The organism is Paraglaciecola algarum, from assembly GCF_021532655.1.
Classification (GTDB): Bacteria; Pseudomonadota; Gammaproteobacteria; order Enterobacterales; family Alteromonadaceae; genus Paraglaciecola; species Paraglaciecola algarum.
The window spans coordinates 181,209-193,945 of record NZ_JAKGAS010000004.1 but is presented as its reverse complement, the minus strand read 5'-3'; the positions used below and the strand labels follow the sequence as shown (position 1 = coordinate 193,945).

The window sequence follows — 12,737 nt, the reverse complement described above, 5'->3', positions numbered from 1 at the left end:
AAACAATTAGCGAGCTCATTAACAAAAACAGTGGTAATAACCGGGCTTGTGTTTGGTGGAATGCAAGTGACTGTGGTCAATGCCGTTGAAGAAGATACAGCAAAAGTAGAACGTAAAACTAAACGTGTACCGACTTTACGTTCAAAAGTTTATGACCAATTATCTCGTGCCCAAGGATTAGCCGATGCAGATAAACAAGCCGAAGCTTTTGAAGTATTAGATACGGTAAAAGACAAAGCCAGTTCGATGAACAGTTACGAATTGGCCATGATGTATAACTTTTATGGCTTTATTTATTACGAAGCTGAAAATTATGACAAAGCAATAGAAGCTTTTGAAAACGTTGTGCAACAGCAACCAATCCCTGAATCTTTTGAGCAAGCTACTTTGTTTAGTTTAGCCCAGTTACATATGATGCGTGGCAACTATGACAAAACTATTGAGAAGACCGAAAAATGGGAAGAAATTCAGCTAGCCTTATATCCGAATAAAGCAATCCCAGCTAAAAACTTGGTATTAAAAGCTCAAGCTATGTATCAAAAACAAGATTATGCAGCTGCGTCTGGTTATATTAATGAAGCAATAGAGCAAGTTGAAACTACTGATTTAGGTTTTCAAGTAGAAGAGCAGTGGTATGTACTACAGCGGGCTGCTTACTATGAACTAAAACAACCTGAACAAGTTAAAAATGTTTTATTAAAGTTAGTTAAAAAGTTTGAAGCAGCAAAATATTGGATCCAATTAGCCGGTATGTACGGTGAGTTAGGCATGGAAGATAAACAGCTAGCGACCATGGAGATTGCCCAGCAGAAAGGTTTTGTGATGACGGGTTCTGATATGTTTAATTTAGCGCAGCTTTATTATTATCATCAAATACCTTACAAAGCGGCTGAGTTAATGGAAAAAGCCATAGACCAAGGTAAGTTGGCTGAAGATGAAAGAAACTTGTCTTTCTTGGCCCAGTCTTGGAATTTTGCTAAAGAAACTGAAAAAGCCATACCAGTAATGTTAGCTGCCGCTAAGTTATCTGAAAATGGCGAATTATTTGCGCAACTTGGGCAGATGTACCTAAACATGGATAAGTGGCAACAAGCCATTGAATCTTCACAACAAGCTTTAGAAAAAGGTGGGTTACGTAATCAAGGCATGGCCCATCTAGTCATAGGTATGGCTAAGTTTAATCGTGGTGATTTTAATGATGCGTTGACTGAACTAGCCAAGGCTCAAGAATACGACGGTAGCCGTGGCATGGCCACTCAGTGGAAGAAATTTGTAGAGGGTGAAATGAAACAATATGACACCTTTGCTTCGGTAAGTAGTTAATTCCCATTTTACCCAAATTTGAGTTGTCTAAAGATTTAATATTCCAACAAAGCTACCTAAGGTAGCTTTTTTTATACCTGAAAATCAATCAGTCAGCTGTAAAATTATACCAATTACAGTAAATAATTAATCACTCAGCGAGAGTTTAAAAGAGCTTAAACAAGGCGCATGACTGACAGCTCTTTATTAAAAGAAACTAGTGCTCTTTCAAAGTTATGGAACGCAGTGTAAGCTCTTTTAAAATTCGCCTGAAAGGAGTGCCCCAGCGGGTTTTGTCCATTTCTTTTTAAAAAGAGTCGGTTCTCACTATTTGAAAGGGAACAACCATTACGGCATAGTGGCGCCTCAATCAAAATCCGCTGGATGTACTCTGAGTGGTCAATTATTTACTGTAATTGGTATTAATCATATCTCAGATAATTTTCTATAGTTTCTTACACTTAGTTAATACTAAATTTTATACTTGTTTATAAAATTTAATACCTAATAAATAATAAAAGTGACATAAAAGTGTCATAATTAGTCAAATTTCTTAAATGCTGCATATACTTTCCATGTTGATGCAACTTAAATAGGTTTAATTTAATTATGAAACTAACTCCATCTTTAATTGCAATATGCACTGTTACTAGCTTGTCATCTTTTTCAGCACTAGCCGGCCCAATCCAGGTTTACGGTAAAGTTAATATATCTGCTCAAATGACCGACGACGGCCAAGGCAGCTTTTCAGAGCTAAAAAGTAATGCCTCACGGTTTGGCGCTAAAGGTGATATGGATTTAGACAATGGGTTGAATGTTTTTTATCAAGTGGAATGGGGGGTTGATTTAACCGATGCTTCAGGAAGCGATAATATTACATCTCGTGAGCAATATTTGGGTTTGAAAGGTGATTTTGGTACTGTGATTATAGGCCGTAAAGATAGTGCTTTAAAGAGTCTTACTGCCCCGGTAGATGCCATGAATAATTACGAAGCTGACTTTAAAGGGCTATGGAAGGGTGAAAACAGGTTAAGCGATTCAGTAAGTTATTATAGTCCTTCAATACAAGGTTTTACGGTAGAGCTAAATTACGCAGTTGAAGACAGCAAAGAAGGTGAAGATAGTTTAACTAGCGGTGTTTATTATGGTGACAAAAAGTTAAAAAAATCTAACTGGTTTGCTGGTGTTGCCATGGATTCTGATGTGAAAGGCTATGATGTACAGCGAGTTGTTGCCCAAACAAAGCTTGGCTCTTGGGTGCTTGGTGTTGTGGCTCATACTCAAGAGAGCGTGGCTACCGGAGACAGTGACTCTGGCCTTGCGTTAAGTTCTCAATACTCAATAAATGCGTGGAAATTAAAAGCTCAATATCAAAGCCTAGAAGACGACAATAGTTTTAGTTTAGGTGCCGATTACAAATTAGGAAAAGCTACCAAAGCCTTCGCTTTTTATACATCGAGAAGTTTGGAGCAAAGTGAAGATCAATCTTGGTTAGCGTTAGGGCTCGAACATAAATTCTAATCCCTATTAGTTATCACGCCAAATTTTATAAAGCCATTAAGGAGTTCTTCCCTAATGGTTTTTTTGTCATTTAGTTTTGGTTAACCTTGCCGATTACGACATTAATAGCTTTAATTATTGTATTAAAATGCAGTAAAAGGAATGATAAATGTTTGATTTTATTTCTAGTAACCTACGTGCCAAACTCTTCGCATTATTTGGTGTAGCGTTACTTTTGATAATAGCTTCCGTAGGATTTGGCATACGTTCATTATCAGGTGTGATTGATGAATATGCCAATGCTGTAGAAACGGATATTAGTTATGCATCTGAGTTAGCGGCTTTAAATGTTGATTTTAAAATTCAGGTGCAGGAGTGGAAAAACACCTTAATTAGAGGGAAAGACCTCGAACAAAGGGAAAAGTATTGGGGCCGATTTAATGCCCGAGCGGATAAAATAAAAGCCAATTACAAACAACTCCTAAGTCACTTAGATAAATCTAGTCCTGGATACAATGATTTAGCTGCATTTGCTGAGAGTTACCCACCTATGGTTGAAGCTTACCGTACTGGTTATCAAGCTTTTGTGGATGCAAATTTTGATATTGCAGTAGGTGATAAAGCGGTATCAGGGATCGACCGAGAGCCCAGTAAGCGGTTAACTGATGCGGTAGATAAAATTGATAATGCTGTTATGAAACTCAAAGCGTCCATCGCAGAAAACTCGGCTTTTGCCACAACCTTTACCACAGTTTTATTATTGTTATCAATTGTCATCAGTTCGATTGGATTATATTGGTTTATTACTAAAAGTATTCTTGATCCTTTGAACAAGGTGACCGGTGCATCAAGCTTGATTGCTGAAGGTGACTTTAGTAGTAACATTGATGTTAAAAGTAATGACCAAGTTGGCCAATTGGCTACAAACTTTCGCAGAATTCAAAATGATTTAAGTCACATGATAGGTGAAATTATTTCTGAGTTAACTCAATTACGTGAACTATCTATTAAGTTGTTTGATGCTTTTGAAAACGTCAAACAGAGTGTTGGTAAGCAAGTCGAAACCACCACATCTGTCTCAGGTAATATGAGTGACATGGCCAGTTTAGGCGAGTCTATCGTTATTTCAGTTGCTCAGGCTAATGAGTTTGTTAATAGTTCTTCTGAGCAAACAAGTAGTGGTTTAAAGATGTTTGAAGAAAACGTGCAAACCAGCCAAAGTATGTTGGATGCAACCCACTCGGCGTCTGAAATTATTGTGAATTTGAAGCAAGATTCAGATGATATCGGCAGTGTGGTGAGTGTGATTAATGGCATTGCCGAACAAACAAACTTATTAGCCTTAAATGCAGCTATTGAAGCGGCAAGAGCGGGTGAATCAGGGCGAGGTTTTGCTGTTGTAGCAGACGAAGTACGCAGCTTAGCAACTAAAACTCAGGAGTCTACAGAACAAATATCTCGCAATATTCATAAATTACAGCAAGCCGCAGACTCAGCCGTAAACGCTATGACTGAGGGTAAAGATAAAGCAACTACGAGTGTTGAGCAGATTAAACAGTCTCAACAGTTTATGCAGAATTTTGCTCAAGTGTTTGGTGAAATTGCCAAATTAAATGCTCAAGTTGATGAGGCTGTGAGCAAACAGAATGGTCAAAGTGCTACGGTTAATCATGGCTTGAGTGAAATTTCAAAATTAAGTATTGCTTCACAAAATAGTGCTGAAAGTATGGGCGAGGCATCGTCTATGCTAGTTAAAGTGTTAGATAACATTAATCAAGCAACCCAACGTTTTAAACTGAAACAATAGTAAACTGAAACAATAGTGCAGTCAGTTTTTCTTTAAAAAATACTATACTAATTAAAACCTGTACTAATTAAAAAAAGCGATTTAAGGTGTAAGTCTTAATCGCTTTTTTTATTGCTTATGAAATTACCCAATTTAAAACATTTACACTATTTAGTTGCTTTATATCAAGAACAACATTTCGTTAAAGCGGCTCAACACTGTCATGTTAGTCAATCAACCCTTAGTACTGCCATACAAAATATCGAAGAGCAATTTGGTGCTCAGCTACTTGAACGTGAGCATAAAACCTTTGTGTTTACTCCACTTGGCATAGAATTAGTTGTACGCAGTAAAGCCTTATTAGCCGAAGCTCATGAATTTGTGGATTTTGCCCAAAGTGCCGGTGACTGGCAAGGAGGCAAATTGAAAATAGGGGTGATCCCCACTATTGCCCCTTTTATGTTTGCTGGCATGATAAAACAAGTGTCCACTCATCTACCTAAAGTGCATTTAGAATTACAAGAAGACACAACTGCAAATTTATTGACCCAATTAAACGAAGGAGCTGTTGATCTATTGATTTTAGCTCTCCCTATGGCCACCCCCGGCTGTAAACAACTGGTAATAGGCCATGACCCTTTTCACTTAATAGCCCATAGTGATTTATTAAAATCATTACCTACTCCCTTAGAAATGTCGTCATTACCTAAACAAAGTATCTTTTTATTACATCAAGAACATTGTATGACGGGCCATGCGGTAAGTGCATGTGGGTTACAGCATTCTGAACAAATAAGTTCCTTAGCTGCCAGCAGTTTGTATACCCTTATTCAACTCGCTGACAGTAAATTGGGTTTTACTTTTATGCCAGAGCTGGCTATTCAAAGTCAGATATTGTCGGCTACGGCTTTACAATCTTTGCCATCTGAAGCATCCGCTTATAGAGAGATAGGTCTAGTGTGGCGAAACGGTACCACTCGGGTTAGGTTATTTCGATATTTAGCTGAACTTTTTGCTCCTCTTACACCCATCCCTACCTTTGCAAAATAAGTGGAAGAAAACTTTTTTTAATTAATTTAAAAATAAACAAACTATTTTTAACCAAGCTTCGACTTAGCTACTAAGTATTATTTAATTAGGAATTTTTAAGCAGTGTTTGAAAAAAGCGATGAACAGCTAATTGTAAAAGCATTGCAGGGCAATAAAAAAGCTTGGTTAGATCTGCTTAAACGATACGAAAAACAAATATATAACTATGGCATGCGTATGACGGGCAAAAATGAAGATGCCCTTGATTTAATGCAAGAAGTGTTTATTTCGGTGTTTCGAAATTTAGCAAGCTTTAGAAGTGATGGGAGTTTTAGGAGTTGGTTATTCCGTATCGCACATTTTCGTTGTATTGAGTTTTATCGTCGAAAAAGACCCATGCAAGGTTTAGAAGATGAACCTGAGCTGGTGTGTGCCAATCCTAGTGTTGATGAAAACCTCAGTACAGCTCAAGAAAACAAACAATTGATTGTGGCAATGCAGCAATTGCCTTTAGCCCAAAAGTCAGTGGTTGAGTTGAAGTTTTTTGGACAATTTACTTTTGAAGAAATTGCTCACCAAATGGGAACTTCTGTGAACACGGCTAAATCCCGTTTATATGTTGCCTTAGATAAGTTGAAAATTTTAATGGAGGTTGAATATGCCTAATTCTAAATTAGCAAACCCCGAGAAGAGTCCCCCAAATAACTCTGAAATGAGTAATGGCGAAAGTAATGATGTTAGCAATGAGACCTTACTCGGATTGTGGTTGGATGATGACCTGAACGAAAAACAAAGGCAAGAATTTGAACAAAGATGTATTTCTGACTTGAGTTTCTCACAACAAGTAGAAACGGCCAATGTTTTGAATATGCAGGCTAATTCATATCAGGATAGCGCTGTTCCTAACTGGGATCGGGCAGCAAGTTTTACTCAAACAGAAAAGCCTAAATGGTGGCAGTGGCAGGGTTTACCTAGTTTGTCTTTAGCTATGTCTGTATTTGCCGTGGTAATGGTACTCACAGGAGTAAACATCAAGGTTAAAGATGGAGCGATGGCAGTGAGTTTGTCTAATCAAACCAATATGCAAGAAATTGATCGTTTGGTAGCGAGTAAGTTAGCTGAATATACCAACCATCAGCAGCAAGTATTGAATGAATATGCTTTGTCTATGCAGCAGCAGCAATTAGATACCAGCACTCAATTGACCGAGTATTTATTAACTGCAAGTCGCCAAGAGAGACGTGAAGATTTTGCTGAGTTAATAAAATATGTGAATGAACAGCGTAGTGATGATCAAAATTTTTATGCCCGTCAACTTAATAAATTACAACAAGATATTTATGCCACACCCGAACCATTGAGTGTTGGCAATATTAAATAATAGAGGTACACCCATGAATAAATTCGTAAAAAAAGCCTGTGTTGCATTAGCTGTTGGTTGTTTATTTATTGCACCTTTGCAAGCTAAAGCTAGCCAAGGCAAGCAGGATATTGCTGAAATTAGAGAAGAAGTCAGCATAATGTTGAATATTCTGCAGGCCACACTTAAGCAACGTAATGATGCCAGTAATATCCAATTTAGAGCTGATGCAGCCACCTATTTGGCTGGGCAAGGAGTAGTATTTAATATTGATACAGGGCGCCATAGAGGACACTTTTTTGGTCTGGATTTAGGGGGCATATTGAGTCAAATACCTAATACTCCTGCGGTACCTAAAGTCTTCCATGATTCTGAAAATCATATAGAGATTGATATTAATGAAGGCGAAATTGAAAGAATGGTAAAGTCTTATATGGGGCGTGACGATGATTATGTAGAAGATTCCCAAGACAGAATACGTGAAATCGCAGAACAAGAAAGAGAGCTTGCTTGGCAAAAAAGAGAGGTAGAACGTGCGCGCCGCGACTTAGATTTTCAAAAGCGGAGTACGGATAATGAAAGTCGTAAAGAGATTACTGAAGAATTAGCTAAGTTAGATAAAAAGGTAGAGAAATTAGCTAAAAAAACCGAAGAATTAAAAGAATATAAGCTGGAAATGACCAGTGAATATAAAAAAGAACTGGCTAAACGCCAAGCAGCTAAAAATAAAATATACAGCCAGTCGTTAGCTTTATTTGAAGAAAAAGTAGGTAAGGTACTGTGTCGTTATGGTGCTGGATTTAAAAGCTTACCAGAAAATGAAAACATATCCTTTGTGTTATCTGATTTTATGCAAGCAGACGATGATAGTACTTTTCAAACTCATGATAAGGTTTACGTATTTAATCAACAAGATGTATTGGAATGTGTTACTGGCAAACTTGATCAAAATGAATTATTGAGTAAAACCAATACTTATTTGTTCTAGTGTTTTTACCAAAAGCACATGATGCAAATTTAAAGTCAGAAAATTATTTACCTAAGTTAATAATATGCTGACTTTTTTGTTTTTTACAAAATGACATTTAGTGGACAAACCGATACTCTAGAGATGGTTTAGATTGAATAGAGTAAAGCTTAGTATGTCATCTGCAGTAGTCATTAGTGGTTCGGGGTTATGGACCCCAAGTTATAGCGTTTCAAATCAAGAGTTGGTAACGGCTTATAATGCCTATGCTGAGCAATTTAATTTTGATAACAAAACCCAAATTGGTAGTGGTGAAATATTAGCCAAACCAATGTCGAGTGCCGAATTTATTGAAAAGGCGTCGGGAATTAAAAGCCGTTATACCTACATCAAAGACGGCATTCTAGATACCAATAGAATGCGTCCGAATATTCCCCCGCGGGCTGACGATAGTTTATCTGATCAAGCTGAAATGGCCATTTATGCGGCTAAATCAGCGTTGCAATCTGCCAATAAAACGGCTGATGATATTGATGTGGTGATAGTGGCATGTGCTTATACACAGCGTTCTTATCCGGCTATTGCAATTGAAGTGCAAGGTGCGCTGGGCATTAAAGGTTTTGCTTTTGATATGTTAGTGGCCTGTTCTGCCGCAACCTTTGCCCTGCATAGAGCATATGAAATGGTTGCCGCAGGTACCGCTAAATCTGTATTAGTGGTGAACCCTGAGCTTACTTCTCCGCAAGTTAATTATTGTGATCGTGACAGTCACTTTATTTTTGGCGATGTGGCCACTGCTATGGTGGTTGAAAACAAAGAATCGGTAAGGTCAGAACATGCTTTTGAAATACTCAGTACCAAAGCCGTGACTCAATACTCAAATAATATTCGCTCAAATTTTGGTTACGTGAGTCGTGCAAATGATTCTGATCCATTTGCCGCAGATAAATTATTTCATCAAGCTGGACGTAAAGTGTTTAAAGAAGTGTGCCCTATGGCGGTCGAGCATATTGAAGAGCACTTAACTCGTCATCAATTAAGTTCCAGTGATGTTAGTCGCTGGTGGTTGCACCAGGCTAACATTAATATGAATACCTTAATTACCCGCAAGTTATTAGGCCGTGAGGCGTCGAAACAAGAGGCTCCAATTGTGCTCGATACATACGCTAATACAGCGTCTGCCGGATCGATTATCGCATTTAATTTGTATCATCAAGATATGCGACAAGGGGAACATGGTTTGTTATGTTCTTTTGGTGCAGGTTATTCTATTGGCAGTTTAGTGTTAAGAAAAATTTAGGCCCTCAGATAAAAAAGGGATAAATCAAAGGGCTTTATTATGATCACTACTATTGGTTATGCAATATGTGCGATAGGTTATACGTTCTTATTGTTATTGTTATGTACTGTACGTAAAGCAGGGTTAGCGAAGTATTTATTAATATTTGCAACGGGCGCTACTTGTTTGTGGGCTGTCGCGCCTTTTTTTATGTCCTCTATGTCCATAGAGAAACTATTATTATTCGATAATATTAAAAATGTGTTTTGGTTGTTATTTTTAGCTTCATGTTTAAAAGGACATTTCAAAACGATTGTCGATGTATTAGCCAGACTAGATACTTGGCTAATATTAGCCCTACCTATAGTTGGTCTAGTGTTATTGGCTATCGGTGTGCATGACAGGCAATTGCAGTTTTTAATTCAGACTATTATTGCCCTAGAAGTCTTGGTGTTATTAGAAGTCATCTACCGCCAGTCTGGTGAAAACGCTTGGGCATTTAAACCCTTGATTTTGTATTTGGCTGCGACCAGTATTTTTGAATTTGTTACATTCACTAATGCCTTGATGGTGGAGTACATCCACCCTAGTTATATTATCGCTAGAGGATATGTTTACACTGCCTTTATTCCTTTTTTAATTTTAGCCATTCGCCGAGTGAAAACTTGGGGTGTCGAAATTTATATCTCACGAGAAGTTGTCATGCATAGCACCTTGCTTATGGTGGCAGGTGTTTATTTGCTGGTGATGGCTCTGATGGGCTACGTGGTGCAATATTTAGGCGGTGAATGGAGCACTGCCATTCAGATTGTCTTAGTAGCATTGTCACTAACCTTGTTGGCCACTTTATTTTTATCTTTAAGTTTTAGAACCAAAATAAAGGTTTTTATTACTAAGCATTTTTTTGCTAATCAATTTGACTATCGTCAGGAATGGTTGAAGTTAACCACTTGTTTAGATGAAGGTGATGTAAGCAATAATGTTTACGCCACCGGATTAAAAGGTTTTATTCAGGCTTTTGAATATAAAACAGGTCAATTTATTAAATTAAACAATGGCACACTAGAGCTGTTAGCACACATAGATAAATCAGAGGTTAGTTCAAATGAACAAAAAGTGTTGTTTGAATTCTGCGACTTTTTTCAAGATAAAAATTGGATCATAGACGTTGACGAGTTGCGCGTTAAACCTTTTATGTATGAAGGCTTAAAGGTAAACCATGCTTTGCTAAATGACGTATGTTTCCAGTTAGTTATTCCCATCTACAAAGAAGAAGTGTTTTGGGGCATGGTGACTATGCAAGGTGATGATAACACCAATAAAAAGCTTAATTGGGAATTAAGAGATTATTTAACCGTAGTGACTGCGCAAATTTCGAATTTCATTTTCCATCATCAAGCCGCTCAGGAACTTGCGGAAAATGCACAGTTTTCAGCTTTTACTCGAATGTCGGCTTTTGTGGTGCACGACTTAAAAAATGTCTTAGCACAAATAGATTTGATTTTATGTAACGCTGAACAACATAAAGATAACCCTGAATTTATTGCAGATACCTTTGAAACCTTGCATCATACTAAAGCACGTATGGATAAAATGTTAAGGCAATTGACTGAAAAAAATGTCGCTCCTCAAGGTACTGATTCTTTAGTTAACGCATCCAAATGTATTACTCAGGTTGTTGAACAAAGATGTGCTTCATACTTACCTAAGCCAAGTATTGAAGTGTTAGATGAAATGCCGGTAGTATTAGAGGTAGATAAATTTAGTAATGTTATTTATCACTTAGTGAGCAACGCTCAACAAGCTACAAATGATGATGGTAGTGTGAATATTTCCATCGAAAAAACCATTGATGAGAAGTTTGTCCTGGTCAAAATACAGGATAATGGTACGGGTATGAGTGAAGACTTTATTCGTACTCGACTGTTTAAACCTTTTGATACCACAAAGGGTAATGCAGGCATGGGCATTGGGGCCTATGATGCCAAAGCTTATATGGAAAAAATTGGTGGGCAGCTACTGGTCGAGAGTGAATTGAATGTTGGCAGTACTTTTACATTACGTATTCCCACAAATTAAAATTAAGAATAAAAAAGGTTTTTTAAATGGATAAGATTTTAGTCGTGGATGACGATTTAGGCATTCAAAAGCAGCTTAAATGGAGTTTTACTGGTTATGAAGTCATTTTTGCAGAGGATAGAGCATCAACTATCGCTCAGTTAAGGCGGCATGAACCTAAAGTGGTTACCTTAGATTTAGGGTTGCCACCGGATCCCACCAATGCCAGTGAAGGTTTAGCGACTCTGGAAGAAATTTTAGCCTTAGCACCACAAACCAAAGTAATAGTGGTAACCGGAAACAATGATAAAAAAAATGCCTTAAAAGCCATTAATTTAGGTGCCTATGACTTTTATCAAAAACCCATTGACTCAGACACCATCCAAATTTTAGTTAGTCGTGCCATTAACTTATTTGATCTAGAAAAGGAAAACCGCCATTTAGCAGCTGTTGCGCCATCTATGGATCGGATCTTAGGCCAAAGTGAAGGTATTTTAGTCGCCAGTCGAAAAGCAGAACGTATAGCGCAAACCGATATTAGTACTTTATTATTGGGGGAAAGTGGAACCGGTAAAGAAGTATTCGCTCGCAGTATTCACGAACATAGCTTGCGTAAAGATAAACCTTTTGTGGCAATTAACTGTGCTTCTATTCCTGAAAATTTATTAGAAAGTGAATTATTTGGATATGAAAAAGGAGCCTTTACCGGCGCGAATAAAACCACGCCAGGTAAAATTGAATCCGCTCAAAATGGTACCTTATTTTTAGATGAAATTGGCGATATGCCTATTGGCTTGCAAGCTAAAATGTTGCGCTTTTTGCAAGAGCGGGTGATTGAGCGAGTAGGCGGGCGTAATGAAATCCCTGTCGATATTCGGGTCATTTGTGCAACACACAGAGATGTGTCGGCTATGGTTGCTGACGAAACCTTTCGTGAAGATTTGTTTTACCGTGTGGGTGAAATTAGTATTATGATCCCGCCCTTGCGTGAACGTGATAATGACGTGATTTTGTTAGCGAAAACCTTTTTAGCGCAATACAACGAAGAATTTAAAACTAAGATAAAGGGCTTCAGCGATTCAGCAATTTTGGCCATGCAACAACATAAATGGCCAGGCAACATTCGAGAACTACAAAATAAGCTTAAATCAGCGGTGATCATGGCTGAAGGAAACCAGATCCAAGCAGATGATCTGAGTTTGATGGTGAAAGACGCAGAACCATCTTTGACCACATTAAACTTACGTGAAGTCAGAGAGCATGCAGAAAGTCGTGCCATACGTAATGCTTACTTGGTATCGGAGAAGAACATGTCAAAAACAGCTGAATTGTTAGGTGTCACTCGACCTACCTTATATGCCCTAATTGATAAGTATCATTTGGACGACATCAAAACTGGAGTGTAATCTTAAAAGTTTTATGTTTTGTTATTTAAACTAACCCAAATCGTTATATT

General features: G+C 37.7%; 10 protein-coding genes. All 10 read left to right on the top strand.

What is annotated here, in order from left to right; translation table 11 throughout:
• The first annotated feature begins 60 nt into the window (after positions 1 to 60).
• Complete coding sequence (locus tag L0668_RS09175) at positions 61 to 1,323, top strand: tetratricopeptide repeat protein (RefSeq protein WP_235312319.1); 1,263 nt, start codon at positions 61 to 63, stop codon at positions 1,321 to 1,323.
• Positions 1,324 to 1,911: 588 nt separating this feature from the next.
• Positions 1,912 to 2,823 carry a porin gene (locus L0668_RS09170; protein WP_235311969.1) on the top strand — a complete coding sequence of 304 codons (912 nt, stop codon included), beginning with the start codon at positions 1,912 to 1,914 and terminating at the stop codon, positions 2,821 to 2,823.
• A 148-nt stretch (positions 2,824 to 2,971) separates the two neighbouring features.
• Positions 2,972 to 4,609, top strand: coding sequence for a methyl-accepting chemotaxis protein (locus tag L0668_RS09165; protein ID WP_235311968.1), 1,638 nt, complete (start codon positions 2,972 to 2,974; stop codon positions 4,607 to 4,609).
• Positions 4,610 to 4,726: 117 nt separating this feature from the next.
• Positions 4,727 to 5,638 (top strand): hydrogen peroxide-inducible genes activator, encoded by a 912-nt coding sequence (locus L0668_RS09160; RefSeq protein WP_235311967.1) that lies wholly within the window; start codon positions 4,727 to 4,729, stop codon positions 5,636 to 5,638.
• Between the two features lie 102 nt (positions 5,639 to 5,740).
• The gene (locus L0668_RS09155) at positions 5,741 to 6,283 is read left to right on the top strand and encodes an RNA polymerase sigma factor (RefSeq protein ID WP_235311965.1); all 543 of its coding nucleotides are present in this window, start codon (positions 5,741 to 5,743) and stop codon (positions 6,281 to 6,283) included.
• Positions 6,276 to 6,998: a hypothetical protein gene (locus tag L0668_RS09150; protein ID WP_235311963.1), complete on the top strand. Its 723-nt coding sequence runs from the start codon at positions 6,276 to 6,278 to the stop codon at positions 6,996 to 6,998. Before L0668_RS09155 ends, L0668_RS09150 begins: the two co-directional genes overlap by 8 nt.
• Before the next feature lie 13 nt (positions 6,999 to 7,011).
• The gene (locus tag L0668_RS09145; protein ID WP_235311961.1) at positions 7,012 to 7,965 is read left to right on the top strand and encodes a hypothetical protein; all 954 of its coding nucleotides are present in this window, start codon (positions 7,012 to 7,014) and stop codon (positions 7,963 to 7,965) included.
• A gap of 154 nt (positions 7,966 to 8,119) precedes the next feature.
• Positions 8,120 to 9,244 (top strand): beta-ketoacyl-ACP synthase III, encoded by a 1,125-nt coding sequence (locus L0668_RS09140; RefSeq protein WP_235311959.1) that lies wholly within the window; start codon positions 8,120 to 8,122, stop codon positions 9,242 to 9,244.
• 39 nt (positions 9,245 to 9,283) lie between these two features.
• Positions 9,284 to 11,302 (top strand): XrtA/PEP-CTERM system histidine kinase PrsK, encoded by a 2,019-nt coding sequence (gene prsK / locus L0668_RS09135; RefSeq protein ID WP_235311958.1) that lies wholly within the window; start codon positions 9,284 to 9,286, stop codon positions 11,300 to 11,302.
• A 26-nt stretch (positions 11,303 to 11,328) separates the two neighbouring features.
• Positions 11,329 to 12,687, top strand: coding sequence for a PEP-CTERM-box response regulator transcription factor (gene prsR, locus L0668_RS09130; protein WP_235311956.1), 1,359 nt, complete (start codon positions 11,329 to 11,331; stop codon positions 12,685 to 12,687).
• Positions 12,688 to 12,737 lie beyond the last annotated feature (50 nt).